This is a genomic window from Sinomonas sp. G460-2, assembly GCF_047759905.1.
In the GTDB taxonomy this organism is placed as follows: domain Bacteria; phylum Actinomycetota; class Actinomycetes; order Actinomycetales; family Micrococcaceae; genus Sinomonas.
In genome coordinates, this window is the sequence record NZ_JBKZWT010000063.1 from 1 (window position 1) to 15,673 (window position 15,673).

Consider the following 15,673-nt stretch of genomic DNA (forward strand, 5'->3'; position numbering starts at 1 on the left):
GGGGCTGGCCGAGCGCTCGGGGCTGGCCGAACGTACAGGATTGACCGAGTGGACCGTGGGGACCATCCCGCGGACGGCGAGCACCGTCGTCGCCGGTCATACGGTGACCGGCTACCCGGCGCTCGTCGACGAGGGCCGGGGCGCGAAGGGGCAGCAGGGCGCGCGCGGGATGGTCGGCCTCCGCGTGTTCCAGAGCGAGGACGACCAGCTGCGCGCGCACCGCGCCGGGGTCATCCGACTGCTCGCGCTGCGCATCCCGCCGCCGGACCCCTACGTGCTCGAGCACCTCAACAACCGCGAGAAGCTCACGTTCAGCCAGAACCCGCACGGGAGCGTCCCCGAGCTCATCGCGGACTGTGTCCTCGCGGCCATCGACAAGCTCGTCCCCGCCCAGCTGCCATGGGACCGGACGGCGTTCGACGCGCTCTACGACAGCGTCCGCGCCGAGCTCATCGACACGGTGTTCTCGGTGACCGCCATCGTCGAGCAGGTGCTCGCGGCGTCGCTGCGCATCGGCAAGCAGCTCAAGGGCACCACGAGCCTCGCGCTCGTGAGCGGGCTCAACGACGTCAAGGCCCAGCTCGAGCAGCTCGTCTACCCAGGCTTTGTAGCACGCACGGGCTACGCCCAGCTCGCGCATCTCCCCCGCTACCTTCGGGCGATCGAGCGGCGCCTCGAGAAGATGCCCGCCAACGTGCAGCGCGACGCGGTCGCGATGGCGAGCGTCCAGGCGCTCGAGGACGACTACGACGACGCCTCCGCGGCCCTCGCGCCGACGGGCCGGAACGCCGCGAAGCTCGAGGCCGTCCGCTGGATGATCGAGGAACTCCGCGTGAGCCTGTTCGCGGTCGAGCTCGGCACCTCGGGGAAGGTCTCGGAGAAGCGCGTGCGCCAGGCCCTCAACGAGGCGCTCGCCCCGGTCTGAGGCCGAGAACCCCCGCCGGCCGGACAACCAGCCGACCATCTGCTGCCCGTGGCCGCGTCTCCGTGGAGGATTACACACGGAGATGCGGCTGAGGGCAGCAGTCGTCAGGCGATGCGTCTCGCGGCCGTCGCAATGGCGGCCTCGACCCGACGCAGAACTTCCTCCGGCCGGTCCAAGTCGGACCACCGAAGGCGCACAAGTACCCAGCCCTGCTCCATAAGCAAAGATTCACGGCGCCTCTCGGCGAGAAGGACGTCCGCAGCCGGCCCGTGATTCCTGTACTTGCCGTCGCCATCGAACTCGATGATGACCATCAGCTCGGGCCACGCGAGGTCTGCCCTATACAGCCCAGCGGGCGTCTGGAGTTCGAGTTGGGCGACGGGCCGCTCGAACCCAAGTCGTTGCAACATGGACGGCCGAACCGACGTTCCACACCGAGCAGCCATGGAGAACGGCCGCGCTTGCCAGGCAATAGACCGCGGAACCGCCGGTGGACTCGATGTGCGCATCGAGCCGCGCGGCCTCGCGCTCCCACGGCGTGAGCGCAGCCCACCGGTGCGCCGGGATATAGGCTCCGTGACGCAGCCTCCGAACGCTGCCGCCCTCGATCGCCCGAGCCAGGAGGCGATCGTCGATGCCAGCCGTTCGCAAGGCCGCCGTCGACGCGACGTCGCGTCGAGGCCAGCGCGCGGCAAGAAGGTCCTCGGTTCGTGTCCCCATTCCCAGATCGTTGCGTCGGCGCGCCTGCGCGACAACCCAGTCGTGTCCGTATGTGGACACCTCCGCCAACCCCCGGCGTCCCGGGACTCCGTGGGATAGTCGCATCCGCTGCCCTCGACCGCATCTCCGTAGGAAATTCCACCCGGAGATGCGGTTTTGGGCAGCATATGCGGCCCCAGCGGCCGGCTGTGCCTCAGCTCGCGGGCACGAACTCCCCGTGCCCGGCATCGCGGAGCGCGTGCCGGATCTTCTCCGCGGCGGCGTCCATGGTGGCGGGGTCCGGGTTGTGCTGGGCTCGTTTGAAGTTGAACTCGGCCTCCGAGCTCGCCGGCCATACGTGCACGTGCAGGTGGTGGACCTCGAAGCCCGCGATGATGACGCCCGCCCGCTCGACGCCGAACGCCTCGACCTGGGCCTGCCCGATCTTCTGGGCCACGTCCATGACCTTCGTGAGGGTGTCGGGGCGCGCGTCGGTCCAGCGGTCCACCTCCTCGCGCGGCACCACGAGCGTGTGACCGTCAGCGAGAGGGCCGATGCTCAGGAATCCAACGACGTCCGGGTCCCTCCAGACGAAACGGCCCGGAATCTCGCCCTCGATGATCTTCGTGAAAATCGTGCTCATGCCTGCCCCTCCCCGGCGCGCGCCGAGCTGGTCCCCGCCGCGAGCGTCGCGGTGTCGAGGACGAACCGGTACTTGACGTCTCCCGCGACCATGCGGTCGTAGGCCTCGTTGAGGCCGTCGGCGGCCACGATCTCGATGTCCGAGACCACGCCGTGCTCGGCGCAGAAGTCGAGCATCTCCTGGGTCTCGGCGATCCCGCCGATGAGCGAGCCCGCGTACGTGAGCCGCCGGCGGATCAGGAGCCCCGGGTCGACGGGCGCCATGGCCCCTAAGGGGAGGCTCAGCTGGAACAGCGCACCGTCGAGCCGCAGCGTCCGCAGGTAGTCATTGACGTCGTGCGGCGCCGCGACCGTATCGATCACGAGGTCGAGCGTACGTCGCGCCGCCTCGAGCTGCTCGGGTCGGCTCGTCACGACGACGGCATCGGCCCCGAGTTCGCGCGCGGCGTCTGCCTTCGACTCCGTGCGCGTGAACACGGTGACCTCGGCGCCCATGGCCTTGGCGAGCTTGACGGCCATGTGCCCGAGCCCGCCGAGGCCCACGACGCCGACCCGTTCCCCCGGCTCCACGCCGAAGTACCGCAGCGGCGAGTAGGTAGTGATCCCCGCGCACAGAAGCGGCGCGGCGGCGGCCGCGTCGAGGGCGTCAGGGATGCGGAGCACAAACTTCTCGGTGACGACGATCCGCTGTGAGTAGCCGCCCTGGGATAACTCACCGCCGTTGCGGGGGTCCGCGACCCCATACGTGCCGACGTTGCCCCGCTCGCAGTACTGCTCGACGCCGTCGAGGCAGTTCTCGCATTCGCGGCAGGAATCGACCATGCAGCCAACGCCCACCCTGTCCCCCACGGCGAAGCCCTGCACATCATCGCCGACGCGGCGCACCCGGCCCACGATCTCGTGGCCCGGCACGAGCGGCCACGGCCGCTCGCCCCACTCCCCGCGCGTCGCATGCACGTCGGAGTGGCACAGGCCGCAGAACTCGATGTCGATCTCGACGTCGTCCGGCCTGGGCTCGCGGCGGTGGATGGTCAGCGGCACGAGCCCGCTCGTTGCGGACGTCGCCCCATACGCGGCAACGTCCACTCCCCGGTCCGGGCTAGCGGTTTCGTGGGTGGGAGCAGACGACGGCGGCTCGCCGGCATCGACGGTCAGCGTGCGCCGCACCTTGTCCGCTCCGGGCATGACGGGGCGTCCAGGACTCATATCGCCGACGCTATCCCACCGGGCTGGCCCGTCCCAGACGTTGCTGCGCCGGACGGGCCTTCACCGAACGCTCCCTCGCCGGACGCGCTCTGGCCGAACGCGCTCTGGCCGGACGCGCTCCGGCCGGAGGGCTGAGCGCCAATTGCGACCGGCCGCGCCGGGTCGCGAGACCACTGTGAGAACGAGCCCGGATAGAGCGCGGCCTCGATCCCCGCGATCGCGAGGGCGGCGACGTCGTGCGCTGCGGTCACGCCGGAACCGCAGTAGACCGCGACGGCGCGCCCGGGCTCCGCGCCGAGGTCGGCGAAGCGCCGGCGGAGCTCTTCGGCCGGAAGGAACGTCCCGTCCTCGGCGAGGTTGCCGGATGTCGGCGCGCTCACCGCGCCCGGGATGTGGCCGGCTCGAGGATCGACCGGCTCGACCTCGCCGCGATAGCGCTCGCCCGCCCGTGCGTCGAGCAGCAGGCCTGCGAACCCGGCGGCCCCGTCGGCGTCGATCGTCGCAAGCGCGCCCGAGCCGAGGTGAACGCCACCGGGCGCGGGCGCTGTCACGCCGCCCTCGAGCGGAAACCCTTGCCGCAGCCAGGCCGCGAGCCCGCCGTCGAGGATCCGGACATCGTCGAGCCCGGCGTCGCGGAGCATCCACCACGCCCTCGCCGCGGCCTGCCCGAACGAGTCGTCGTAGACCACCACGGAGTCGCCGTCGTCGATGCCCCAGCGACGCGCGGTCGCCTGGAACTGCCCGGGCGAAGGGAGCGGGTGGCGGCCCCCGGCCGCCTCCTCGGGGCTCCCCGGCGCGACCGGCACGGCGAGCTCGCGCTCGAGGTCGGCGAAGACCGCCCCGGGCACATGGCCCTCGGCGTACGCCTCGCGGCCGTTTGGCCCGCCGAGCGCCCAGCGGACGTCGAGGACGACCGTCCTTGCGCCGCCGTCGAGCCGCAGCCTCAGCTCCTCTGCGGAAATCAGAACCTGATGTGTCGTGCTCATCCCACTCCCGTCTCGAAAGCGCCCGATCCACTCCCTCACGGCGCCCGCCCCCCACCCGGTGAAGCTCCTTCCCACCCGGTGAAGAGCCCTCCCCACCCGCTGAAGCGCCCGCCCCCACACGGTGAGCGCCCGCTATCCACCCTAGTCCGCACCGGGACGCCACGCGCCCGGCCTGTGGGGCCGCCGTCGTACGCTGTCCCGATGGAAGCTCACCGCGCCGCGGACCGCACCGCCGCAACCCCGCCCCTGCCACCGCTCCGGGACCCCGACGGCTCGGCTCGCGCCTGGGCGGACGAGGCGATCCGCCGCCTCGAGGCGGACACTCGGCGCAGCGCCGACACCCACCTGCACGCGGTCCCCCTGCCCGCCACGTGGGGCGTCGACCTCTACCTCAAGGACGAGTCCACGCACCGCACCGGGAGCCTCAAGCACCGCCTCGCGCGCTCGCTCTTCCTGTTCGGACTCGTCAACGGCTGGATCCGCGAAGGTACGGTCGTCGTCGAAGCCTCGAGCGGCAGCACGGCGGTGTCCGAGGCGTATTTCGCCCGGCTCATCGGCGTTCCGTTCATCGCCGTCATGACGCGCGGGACGAGCCGGGAGAAGATCGCCCTCATCGAGCAGTACGGCGGGCGCTGCCACTTCGTGGACGCGGCGGGCGAGGTGTACGGAGAGGCCGCGCGCCTCGCCAAGGAGTGCGGCGGCCACTACCTCGATCAGTTCACCTATGCGGAACGAGCCACCGATTGGCGGGGCAACAACAACATCGCCGAGACGATCTTCGCGCAGCTCGAGGTCGAGCGGCATCCTGTTCCGCGCTGGATCGTGGTCGGCGCGGGGACCGGCGGCACGAGCACGACCATCGGCCGCTACGTTCGGTACCGCCGCTTCGCGACGCGCCTGGCGGTCGTGGACCCCGAGCGGTCCGCTTTCTACCCGAGTTGGGAGACGGGCCAAGCGGCCGACGGCGGGGCGTCCCGCATCGAGGGCATCGGCCGCCCGCGGCTCGAGCCGAGTTTCAACCCGGCGATCGTGGACCTGATGGTGCCCGTTCCCGACGGCGCGTCCGTCGCCGCCATGCGCGACTTCAAGCAGCGCTTCGGTTTCGACGCCGGCCCCTCGACGGGAACGAACCTCTGGGGCGTGTGGCAGCTCATCGCTGAGATGGTCGCGGCCGGCGAGCGCGGAAGCGTCGTCACGCTCATGTGCGACGGCGGCTCCCGCTACGCGAACTCTTACGGCAACGACGCGTGGCTCGCCGAAAACGGCCTCGACCCCGCGCCGTACGCCGGCATCCTCGAGGAGTTCTTCGCGACCGGAAGATGGCCGGAACGGGCGTAGTCTCCGGCCCAAGACCCCTCAAAGCCCCGCCAAGGACCCCACAACGTTGCGGGGTCCCGTCCCCAGCGTTGCGGGGTCCCGTCCCCAGCGTTGCGGGGTCGCGGCCCAACAGGCTCAGAGCTCGACGGACTCCCCCGGCTCGAGGTGCGTGTACTCGGTGCCGTAGGTCTGCCCGATCCGCTTCGCGTGGCCCTCGACCAGCCCCGTCCCGAGCGAGTTGAGCAGCGCGTTGTGGATGGGGAAGGCGCGGCGTGCCCGGACGGCGATGATGAAGTCCACCACTTCGCCGATCTTGTTCCACGGCGCGTGGATCGGGACGAGCAGCGTTCCGACCTCGAGCCCGTGCGGGACCGTGAACGAGTCTCCGGGGTGGAACACCTCGCCGTCCACGAGGTAGCCGACGTTCGCGACCACGGGGACAAGCGGGTGGATGAGGGCGTGCTGGCTCCCGAAGGTCTGGATGCGGAATCCGGCCGCTTCGAACTCGGTGTTCGGCTCCGCGCGATGAACCCGCGGCGCGGCCGACGGCGCGGCCACGCGAAGCTGGACCGCCACTCCTTCGGGGGCCCACGCCTCAAGGCGCGGATTGTTCTCGAGGGCCGCCGCGGCCCGCTGGATGTCCACGTGGTCGGCATGCTCGTGCGTGACGAGGAACGCCTCGGCCCCCTCGAGCGCCTCTTCGACCTCGGAGAGGTTCCCCGGGTCGATGACGAGCACGTGGTGCGAGCCGCCGTCGGCCGCTCCCGAAGGGCCGCGCAGGGGCTTCTCGAGCCGCACGCACGCATGGGTGTACTTGGTGAGCCTCATGCGGCCAGTGTAGGCAGGCTTGCTAGGCTGGAATATCTGCGGACGTGCCGCGTTTCCCACACGGAGCACCGCAGATCGGGAGTGAATCGGGCGGCGCGGTGCCGCCCGGGTTGGAGGATGCAGTGACCGGGACGACGGCGACGGGCCGCAACCGCGAGACCGGCGGTCGCGAGCAGCGCGTCACGAAGCAGAAGGTCGCCGTGAGCGAGGCGCTCGATGACCTTGCGGACTTCGTCTCGACCCAAGAACTGCACCGGATCCTCCAGGAGCGCGGCGCCTCCGTCTCCCTCGCCACGACGTACCGGATCGTGCAGGCAATGGCAGAGGACGGGCTGCTCGACGTGCTTCGAGCGGACGACGGCGAGGCGCGCTACCGGCGCTGCGAGGCCCACGGCCATCACCATCACCTTGTGTGCCGCCGCTGCGGCAAGGCCGTCGAGATCGAGGCCCCGGCCGTCGAGGCGTGGGCGAGCCGGATCGCGGCGGAGAACGGCTACACGGAGGTTGAGCACACCGTCGAGATCTTCGGGCTGTGCCCCGAGTGCTCCGCCGCGGTCGCCGCCGAGCGCGAGGACTGAGCCACAAACTGGCGTGGGGCGGGACTGGAAGCCCCGCCCCACGTCGGTGCAGCAATTAGGGCTTGATCGCCCAGCCGCCGCCGCGGGTCGTGCAGACCCGGTCGATCCCCGTGATGGGAGTCCCGTTCACGTCGACGACGAAGCCCGGGTTGGTGGTGAAGAGGAACTGGTTGGCCGGGCCCTGGCCGCGTTCGCCCTCGTCACCCGGGTTTCCGAAGCTCACGACGCGCCCATCGGAGAGGGTTGCGAACACCGGCGCCGAGACCGAGACGTTCTTGACCGTCACGCCCGAGAGGCCCAGTGCGCCGATCACGTCGACGGAGCGGGCGAACCGATCGGTGACCGCGCTGCCCGCCACGGTGTAGGTCACGCGCTCGCCCCAGACCCAGATGAGCCCGTCCGTGCCGACGGCCGCCGTGACGTAGCCGGAGTCCGTGTAGGGGCTCGTGTGGACGGCAAGGCTCTTGGCGGTGAGCGGCGTGCCCTGCGACCCGGCCCACACCTGCTGGGCGTAGGCGGCGTTGAGCGTGGAGGTTCCCGTGAGTGACTTGAGGGACCACACCGTTCCGTCCGCCTTGCGGGCCGTAATCTGCGGGCTGTATCCCCCGGCGATTTCCACGACCCCCGTGAGCTCGCTGCCGTCCTGGAGCTTGACGGTTGTGGGAGCGGGTCCCGCGTCGACGGATTTCAGAATGTAGACCTTGCCGTCCGAGGAGAGGCCGACGGCGCCCGCGAAGTCGTTCCAGAAGTGCGCGATCTGCACGAAGGTCACGCCCGAAGGGTTCCGCACCTGGGCGGCCGTCAGATCGGTGGTGACGTAATGCGAGGTGAAGACCCGGCCCTGCGACGTGAGGATCGCGATGACCTGCGGCCCGCCCGCGAGCGAGGTCATGGTCTCCCCCGCGTTGAGGGCGATCGTGCGATTGGTCTTCGTCACCGCGGCACCCGCGAACGACACGTAGGAGAGGCCGTCCGCCGAGATCATGTAGGTGTGTTCATCCCCGACCTGGGCGACGTCCCGATAGACGCTCCACCCCTGGTCGATGACCTTCTGCGGATTTGCCGCGTACGGACGGTTGTACGGGGTCTGTGAAACCCCGGTTCCATTCATCGTCCCGTAGCCCCACACGAGCGCGTTCCCCGACAGGGGAACGGAGACCAAGGTGAGCGAAAGCGTCGTCACGCCGGACGTGAAATTCACGGCCGAGGCAGTGAGCACCGCCGAGGGCACCACGGACGAAGGCGCTTGGATGGTGCCGACGGTAAAGGCACCGGTCACCGGATCGACGGTCGCCGTGGTGGGCCCCTGGAATCCGGCGGGAAGCACGAGGGTGACGACGCTCGGGAAGGTCCCCGTAGCGCGGGTGACCTTGCCCGAGATCGTCGCATAGACCCCGCCCGCATTGGTCGTGTAGCTCGGCTGATCGAACGAGATCGAGCCCCATCCGGACGCAGCTGCCAGGGGGGCCGCGGCAACGGCGACAATGACGGGCGCCGACCAAGCACCATGCAGAACGGTGCGCCGGTGAACTGATTTGTCCTGCTGTTCCATGTCCCCAGGTATGCCTTTCGAGTGCGAACTTTCCGAAAACGGCGCAGCCTCCGGCCGCACCGCATTCACGCTATGGGCTGGTTTGTGCACCGAGACGCCGTCCCGGCTGCTTCTGGGGGGAAATCGGTGTCAAAGGACCAATCCCTCAGTGGGGAATTGGACCTCTCAGTGGCAATTTGGGGCGCCATGCGTGCGCCGCGCTCGGTTGTTCCGTGTTCTGACACAGTGGCGTCGCCCCCGCTGACACGACGAAGGCCCCTGATCCCATCGCGCTACGCGGTGAAAACAGGGGCCGTGGTCCGTGCGGCGGGGCCGCCACGAAGTGTGAACAAGAACGTGGGAATGAACAAGAACGTGTGAATGAACAAGAAGGCGGGGCCGGTGGCTGCCCGGTGTCCGGATCCCGCGGGTGGTGTGCCTTGGGCCCGTAGCCTCCGCCGTCGGGCCGGTGGACCGTCGGGTGGACTGCCAATATTTGAGCAATCTGCTCGCACTTCGCGCAACAGTCTCAAGCTAGACTGGTCGATCTGACCAGTCTTGCGCCGCCAACCCCGGGAGAAGTGATCAGATTGCAGCAGCTCGACGAGACCGACCGCCGGATCCTCCTCGCCCTCGATGAAGATCCGCGGATGCCCGTCATGGTCCTGGCCCAGCGACTCGGGCTCGCGCGAGGCACCGTGCAGTCCCGGCTCGAGCGGATGACGGCGAGCGGAGCCCTGCGACCGCACAGCAACCGGGTGGACGCGATGGCGCTCGGCCGCGGAGTCTCGGCTGAGGTCGCCGCCGAACTCGACCAGAGTCGGCTCAACGAGGCCATCGCGGCGCTGCGCGAGATCCCCGAGGTGCTCGAGTGCCTCGCCCCGGCCGGCGACACGGACCTCCTGATCCGCGTGGTCGCGACGAGCCCCGACGACCTCTACCACGTCTCGGAGGAGATCCGCCTGTGCCCCGGGATCACGCGCACCTCGACGCGCATGATCCTCCGCACGGTCATCCCTTACCGGACGACGGCGCTTCTCACGAGCGGGTGAGCGCCCTCTCGCGCGCGGCGGGCGAGATGACACGGCCGTAGCTCCCCCACCTCCGACGCGCGCCAGCGAGAGCTGCGCACACGGCGTAGATGAGGAAGGAGAGGGTCGTGACGTACGGGCTGATGGGAATCCGCCCGCCGAGCGAGAGCATGATCCCGCCGACCGTCGCGACCACGGCGAACGTGACGCTCAGAACGACCGCGAGCACGGGCGAGGCCGTGACCTTCTGGGCGGCTGCCGCGGGGGTGATGAGCAGCGCAAGCACGAGCAGCGCGCCGACCACCTGGATGGAGAGGGCCACGCTCACCCCGAGCAGGGCCATGAACAGGATCCCGAGGAACCGTACAGGGACGCCGCGCGCCTGAGCCATCTCAGGATCGACGCTCGCGAAGCCGAGCGGCCGCCACACGAGCACGAGCACGGCGATCACGGCGATGGCGGCGCTCGCGAGGACTTGGAGCTGGACGGTGTCGACGGCCACGATCTGCCCCGTGAGGAGCCCGAACTTGTTGGCGGAGCGCCCTTGGTAGAGGGAGAGGAACAGGATCCCGAGGCCGAGGCCGAACGGCATGAGCACCCCGATGATCGAGTTCTTGCTGCGGGCGCGCCCGCCCATGAAGCCGATCGTCAACGCCGCCGCGATCGAACCGACGAGCGATCCCGTCACGACGTCCGCCCCGACCAGCAGCGCGAAGGACGCCCCCGCGAACGAGAGCTCCGAGATGCCGTGCACCGCGAACGCCAGATCGCGGCGGACCACTAACGTACCCACGAGGCCTCCGAGGAGGCCCAGGACGGCGCCCGCCCACACGGAGTTCTGCACGAGCGCGAGGATCTCGCCGTAGTTGTCGAAGGAGAAGATCGAGTTCCAGATGTCGGCCGGGCTCACGCGTCCGCCTCCTCAGTTTCCTCATCGAGCTCCGAAACCGAGCGCGCATGGTGGAGGTGTGTTGTGGCGTCCGGAAGGCCGACGACGACGATCCTGCCGTTGATCTTGGAGACCTCGACGCGGCTCCCGTACAGCTCGGAGAGCACGTCCGTGCGCATGACCTCCGCAGGCGTCCCCATGCGGAACTGTCCCTCGGCGAGGTAGAGAATGCGGTCCACGTAGTCGAGGATCGGGTTGATCTCGTGGGTCACGAAGACGACGGCGGCGCCCGTCTCCGCGCGCTGGCGATCGATGAGCGCACTCACGGCCTGCTGGTGGTTGAGGTCGAGCGCGAGGAGCGGCTCGTCGCACAGCAGCACGGCCGGGTTCCCGGCGATCGCCTGCGCCACCCGGAGGCGCTGCAGTTCCCCGCCCGAGAGCTGACCCACCGGCACCTTCGCATAGTCGGAGGCCCCGACTCTTGCGAGGAGGCTCTCGATCTCGGCGTCCGCCGCTCGGTGCGAGAGCCGCACGCCCCACCGGTGGCCGTCCACGCCGAGGCCCACGAGGTCGCGGGCCCGGAGCGGGACGTCCGGCGCGAAGCTCTTCTGCTGCGGGATGTACCCGACGTCCCGGCCCGCGGCTCCGGCCTCGTGTCCGGCGATCTCAGCGCGCCCAGCAGTGAGCGGCAGCAATCCGAGGAGCACCTTGAGAAAGCTCGTCTTGCCACTCCCGTTCGGGCCGAGCACCGCAAAGAACTCTCCCGGGCGAATGTCCAGGTCGAGGCCGTCCCAGAGGGTGCGGGGTCCGAACGCGAGCGAGGCCCCCCTGAGGGCGACGGCGGGCGCGGCAAGTTCGGTGCCGATGTGCGCGGCACCCGGGCGCGTCGCCCCGCCGTCGTCTGTCATGGTTGACCAGTCTAGGCGAGCTGAACCGCTCAGCTCGCGCCTCCGAGCGCCTTCGCGAGGGCGTCGGCGTTCGAGGTCATCCACGCCACGTAGTCCGTACCCTCGGGCATGGTCTCGTAGAAGTCCACGACGGGGAGCTTCGCATCCTCGGCGAACTTCTTGAGCGCCACGATCTGCTGCGTCTCCGTCTGGGGGTTGAACGCGAGAAGCTTGACGTCGTGTCCCGTGAGGAGGTCCTGCATGCCCTTGAGCGCGGCGGGCGGGACGTCGTTGCCGGCCTCGGACGCGGCACTGAATTCCTCGGGCGTCTTGTTCTCGAGCCCGGCGGCTTCGAGCAGGTAGAGCGGCACGGGCTCGGTGATCGCGACGCCCTCGCCGTGGTGCACGGACTTGATCGCATCCAGCTTGGACGTGATGCCCGCGAGCTTGCCCTCCCACTGCGCCGCTCGGTCCTTGAAGCTCTGGGCGTCCGCGGCGTCGAGCTTCCCGAGGCGATCGGCGATCGCGTCCGCGACCTTCTTCATGGCGGCCTGGCTGTACCAGATGTGCTCGTTGAAGTCGGGAGCCGGCGAGGTGCTCGAGCCCGAGCGGAGGCCCGAGGCGTCAACCGCGTTGAGGATGCCATCGCCCGAAAGCTTGGCCTCGTTCGCGAGCTTCGTCGTGAAGTCGTCGTAGCCCGAGCCGTTGAGGACCACGAGCTTCGCCTTGGACACGGCCACGCGGTCCTGGCTCGTCGCCTCGTACGAATGCGGATCCTGGCTGGACTTGGAGACGAGCGAGGTCACGGAGACCTTGTCTCCGCCGATCTGCTTGACGATATCGCCGTACACGTTCGTCGAGGTCACTACCGCGATCGGCGCGGAGGAGGCAGCAGAACTCGAATTCGGGCTCGCGGCGGACTGCGCGCCGCACGCGCTGAGCGCGAGCGCGCCAACCGCGAGGGAGCTGGCGAGGACGAGCCTCCGGGAGGCGGGGCGGGCGGAAGAGAGCACGAGGATCCTCAGTTCACGTCGAACGGCGGGGGACGGCCCGAAGGCACTAATGCGAATGCATCACATTCACAACACGTCCACTGTAACCCTTCTTGGGAATAATTCCCATTTAGGTCTCGCCAGCGCCGGCTCAGGCCTCCGCGCCCTCCCCGAGCCTCCGAACTCGGCGCGCCTGCGCCTGCGTCGCGTCGCGGATCTCGCCCACGAGCTGCTCGATGACGTCCTCGAGGAACAGCACGCCGCGCGTTCCGCTCTCCGGCCCCATGACTCGGGCCACATGCAGGCCGCTCTTCTGCATGTCGGTGAGCGCGTCCTCGACCGTCGCGTTGACCGCGATGTTCGCGAGCGAGCGCACCCGCGCCTCCCCGATAGGCAGCTCACGCGCGGCATCGGGGATCGCCAGGACGTCCTTGATGTGCAGATAGCCCGCAAGGTCGCCGTCCTCGTCCACCATCGGGAAGCGCGAGAATCCCGTCTTCGCGACGGCTTTCTCGAACGCCGTCGGAGTCGCGGTCGTCGGGAGCGCCACGAGCTCGCCGAGCGGAACCATGATCGACTCGACGGTCTGGTCGGAGAACTCGAGCGCGCCCGAGAGGAGGCCGGACTCGTCGTCGACAAGGCCCGAGCGCGTGGAGAGCTCGACGATCGACTGGACCTCCTCGAGCGTGAACGACGACGACACCTCGTCCTTGGGCTCGACCCGGAGGAGGCGCAGCACGCCGTTCGCGGCCCAGTTGAGCGCGAGGATGATGGGCCGGACCACCTTCGAGACAGCCACGAGCGCGGGCGCGAGGATGATCGCAGCGCGGTCGGCGACGGAGACGGAGATGTTCTTGGGCACCATCTCGCCAAAGGTCACGTGCAGGAACGTCACGAGGGCGAGGGCGACGACGAAGGCAATCGTGTCCGCGATCTCCACCGGCAGGTGGAGAGCTGCGAGCGGCACCCCGATCAGATCGTGAATGGCGGGCTCGGCGACCTGGAGCAGCAGGAGCGAGCACACGGTGATGCCGAGCTGCGCGCACGCAAGCATGAGCGAGACGTGCTCCATGGCCCGGAGCGTCGTCGCCGCGCGGCCCGACCCCGCGTCCGCAAGCGGCTCGATCTGGCTGCGGCGCGCGGACATGATGGCGAACTCGGCGCCGACGAAGAACGCGTTGCCGAGCAGCAGGACGACAAGCCAGATGATGCCACCCCAATCGCCCATCACGCGTCAGCCCCTTGCGCCGGCTCGGTCGCTGGCCGGGCGGGCGCGAACCGGAGGCGGTCTACGCGCCGGCCGTCCATCCGGGTCACCTCGAGCGCCCCACCATCGACGCCGATCGTGTCGCCCTGGAGGGGAACCCGGCCCAGAACGGTCATGACGTAGCCGCCCACGGTCTCGTAGGCGGGGTTGTCCTCGACCACGAGGCCCGGGACATGCTCGGACACCTCGTCGGGGCGCATGAGCCCCGGGAAGTACCAGTCCCCCGACGCGCTCTGGAGAACGCCGGGGACGAGGCGGTCATGTTCGTCCGCGACCTCGCCGACGATCTCTTCGACAAGGTCCTCGAGCGTCACGACGCCCGCCGTGCCCCCGTACTCGTCCAGCACGATCGCGAGCTGGAGGTTGCCGTCGCGCAGCTGCGAGATGAGCGCGTCGAGGTGGATCGTCTCCGGGACGCGAAGCACGTCAGTCATGATGGCGCCTGCCTCGACCTTCGCGCGCTTCTTGGCCGGAACCGCGACCGCCTTCTTGACGTGGACGAGCCCCCGAACGTCGTCCGGCGACTCCCCGATCACGGGGAAGCGCGAGTGGCCCGTGGCCCGCGCCGCGGCGATGACGGCATTGACCGACGCCGTCGCCTCGACCGTCGTGACCCGCATGCGGGGCGTCATGACATCCGCCGCCGTGCGTTCCGCGAAGCTCAGCGTCCGCGAGACGAACCGAGCCGTGCCCTCGTCGAGCGTCCCGAGTTCGGCCGAGCGGCGCACGAGCGAGGCGAGCTCGGCCGGGGAGCGGGCCCCCGAGATCTCCTCCTGGGCCTCGATCCCCATGCGATGGAGGACCGTGTTGGCGAAGCCGTTGAGCACGACGATCGCCGGCTTGAACAGGGCCGTGAAGACGAGCTGGGGGCGGGCGACGGCGCGCCCCACTGAGAGCGCGCGGGCGATCGCCAGATTCTTGGGGACCAGCTCACCGAGAAGCATCGAGCCGAGCGTCGCGATCGCCATCGCGACGACGAGTGACACCGCGTGCGCGCCGGGCAGCCCGAGCGCCGAGAGCGGCGTCTCGAGGAGCTTTCCGACCGACGGCTCGATGACGAACCCCGTGAGGAGCGTGGTCAGTGTGATGCCGAGTTGGCAGCTCGAGAGTTGGGTCGAGAGCGACGTGAGGCACTGCATGAGCGACTTGGCGCCCTTCTCCCCGCGCTCGATGCTGCGCTGGACCGTCGCGCGGTCCAAGGCCACGAGGGAGAATTCCACCGCGACGAAGAACCCCGTGCCGAACACGAGCAGGATCCCCGCCGCGAGAAGTAACCACTCCATTTAGAGGTGCACCGCCATGACACACGGCGGGAGCTGGCTAATGCGCCGCTCATTTCGACGGAGTGTAGAAATTAGGGAAGAACTAACGAAACTGGATCGGTGTGGGTCATCGTCCATAGCCCTTTCAGCTTATCAGCCGCGCCGCACCGTCACGCGGCGGACAACGGGGTGTGACACTGGCCACGGATTGCCCGTTTGCCCAGCACAATCACTAGACTGGTCCAGAGTGTGAGCGCAACGGTTGGACCCCAGCGTTCACGGTGGCAGGCGGCTCCTGTCCCGACATCGAACCGCCTGCCGGGCCCTGGTCCGGTGGTTGGCCTGCAATGACCTCCCTGCGGGCCAAATAGATCGATGGAAGAGGCGTATTTCCAGTGCCAGAACTGCCAACCCACCGCTTGCCTGAAGAATTCGGCGGCAACGAGTGGCTCGTCGATGAGCTCTACGAGCAGTATCAGCAGAACAAGAACTCGGTCGACTCGAAGTGGTGGCCGCTGTTCGAATCCTTCGAGTCCGATGCCGCGGGCAGCGCCGCTGTGGTCAACGGGTCCGCGAAGGCACAGGCCGTGGAGACTATTGCGCGGCCCTCGGCAGCCCCCGCCGCGGCACCCG

16 protein-coding genes are annotated in these 15,673 nt (G+C 69.3%); 5 read left to right on the forward strand and 11 right to left on the reverse strand.

What is annotated here, in order from left to right:
* Positions 1-925 (forward strand): DUF3418 domain-containing protein (locus ACLN58_RS08675; RefSeq protein ID WP_415854863.1); only part of this gene is annotated, 925 nt, incomplete at its 5' end.
* Positions 926-1,029: 104 nt separating this feature from the next.
* Here ACLN58_RS08675 and ACLN58_RS08680 read toward each other — a convergent pair.
* The 4 genes from ACLN58_RS08680 to ACLN58_RS08695 form a co-directional block, all read right to left on the reverse strand.
* Entirely contained in the window at positions 1,030-1,335 is a 306-nt protein-coding gene (locus tag ACLN58_RS08680; RefSeq protein ID WP_415854864.1) for a hypothetical protein, read from the reverse strand.
* A gap of 503 nt (positions 1,336-1,838) precedes the next feature.
* The gene (locus tag ACLN58_RS08685) at positions 1,839-2,267 is read right to left on the reverse strand and encodes an HIT family protein (protein ID WP_415854865.1); all 429 of its coding nucleotides are present in this window, start codon (positions 2,265-2,267) and stop codon (positions 1,839-1,841) included.
* Positions 2,264-3,472 carry an NAD(P)-dependent alcohol dehydrogenase gene (locus ACLN58_RS08690; protein ID WP_415854866.1) on the reverse strand — a complete coding sequence of 403 codons (1,209 nt, stop codon included), beginning with the start codon at positions 3,470-3,472 and terminating at the stop codon, positions 2,264-2,266. The genes ACLN58_RS08685 and ACLN58_RS08690 overlap by 4 nt, the downstream gene beginning before the upstream one ends.
* Positions 3,469-4,458, reverse strand: coding sequence for a sulfurtransferase (locus ACLN58_RS08695; protein ID WP_415854867.1), 990 nt, complete (start codon positions 4,456-4,458; stop codon positions 3,469-3,471). Before ACLN58_RS08695 ends, ACLN58_RS08690 begins: the two co-directional genes overlap by 4 nt.
* A 201-nt stretch (positions 4,459-4,659) precedes the next feature.
* Between ACLN58_RS08695 and ACLN58_RS08700 the strand changes: the two genes are divergently transcribed.
* Positions 4,660-5,796, forward strand: coding sequence for a PLP-dependent cysteine synthase family protein (locus tag ACLN58_RS08700; RefSeq protein ID WP_415854868.1), 1,137 nt, complete (start codon positions 4,660-4,662; stop codon positions 5,794-5,796).
* 114 nt (positions 5,797-5,910) lie between these two features.
* Here the strand turns inward: ACLN58_RS08700 and ACLN58_RS08705 are convergent, their stop codons facing one another.
* Positions 5,911-6,603: an MBL fold metallo-hydrolase gene (locus ACLN58_RS08705; RefSeq protein ID WP_415854869.1), complete on the reverse strand. Its 693-nt coding sequence runs from the start codon at positions 6,601-6,603 to the stop codon at positions 5,911-5,913.
* Between the two features lie 122 nt (positions 6,604-6,725).
* Here ACLN58_RS08705 and ACLN58_RS08710 point away from each other — a divergent pair, with 122 nt between their 5' ends.
* Positions 6,726-7,181 carry a Fur family transcriptional regulator gene (locus ACLN58_RS08710; protein ID WP_415854870.1) on the forward strand — a complete coding sequence of 152 codons (456 nt, stop codon included), beginning with the start codon at positions 6,726-6,728 and terminating at the stop codon, positions 7,179-7,181.
* A gap of 55 nt (positions 7,182-7,236) precedes the next feature.
* On the opposite strand, the gene ACLN58_RS08715 is transcribed toward ACLN58_RS08710, so the two are convergent.
* Positions 7,237-8,733: a hypothetical protein gene (locus ACLN58_RS08715; RefSeq protein WP_415854871.1), complete on the reverse strand. Its 1,497-nt coding sequence runs from the start codon at positions 8,731-8,733 to the stop codon at positions 7,237-7,239.
* 569 nt (positions 8,734-9,302) lie between these two features.
* Between ACLN58_RS08715 and ACLN58_RS08720 the strand changes: the two genes are divergently transcribed.
* Positions 9,303-9,764, forward strand: a complete 462-nt coding sequence (locus ACLN58_RS08720; protein ID WP_415854877.1) for an Lrp/AsnC family transcriptional regulator — start codon at positions 9,303-9,305, stop codon at positions 9,762-9,764.
* On the opposite strand, the gene ACLN58_RS08725 is transcribed toward ACLN58_RS08720, so the two are convergent.
* From ACLN58_RS08725 to ACLN58_RS08745, 5 genes are all read right to left on the reverse strand, one after another.
* Positions 9,751-10,653 (reverse strand): metal ABC transporter permease, encoded by a 903-nt coding sequence (locus ACLN58_RS08725; protein WP_415854872.1) that lies wholly within the window; start codon positions 10,651-10,653, stop codon positions 9,751-9,753. The two genes, ACLN58_RS08720 and ACLN58_RS08725, sit on opposite strands and share 14 nt — an antisense overlap.
* Entirely contained in the window at positions 10,650-11,540 is an 891-nt protein-coding gene (locus ACLN58_RS08730; RefSeq protein ID WP_415854873.1) for a metal ABC transporter ATP-binding protein, read from the reverse strand. The genes ACLN58_RS08725 and ACLN58_RS08730 overlap by 4 nt, the downstream gene beginning before the upstream one ends.
* Positions 11,541-11,569: 29 nt before the next feature.
* A complete protein-coding gene (locus tag ACLN58_RS08735; RefSeq protein ID WP_415854874.1) occupies positions 11,570-12,532 on the reverse strand; it encodes a metal ABC transporter solute-binding protein, Zn/Mn family in 963 nt (320 codons plus the stop codon).
* Between the two features lie 130 nt (positions 12,533-12,662).
* Positions 12,663-13,739: a hemolysin family protein gene (locus ACLN58_RS08740; RefSeq protein ID WP_415854878.1), complete on the reverse strand. Its 1,077-nt coding sequence runs from the start codon at positions 13,737-13,739 to the stop codon at positions 12,663-12,665.
* Positions 13,739-15,061: a hemolysin family protein gene (locus ACLN58_RS08745; protein ID WP_415854875.1), complete on the reverse strand. Its 1,323-nt coding sequence runs from the start codon at positions 15,059-15,061 to the stop codon at positions 13,739-13,741. The genes ACLN58_RS08740 and ACLN58_RS08745 overlap by 1 nt, the downstream gene beginning before the upstream one ends.
* 374 nt (positions 15,062-15,435) lie before the next feature.
* On the opposite strand from ACLN58_RS08745, the gene ACLN58_RS08750 reads away from it, so the two are divergent.
* Positions 15,436-15,673, forward strand: a 238-nt coding sequence (locus ACLN58_RS08750; RefSeq protein WP_415854876.1) for a 2-oxoglutarate dehydrogenase E1 subunit family protein, incomplete at its 3' end; no start/stop codon positions are given.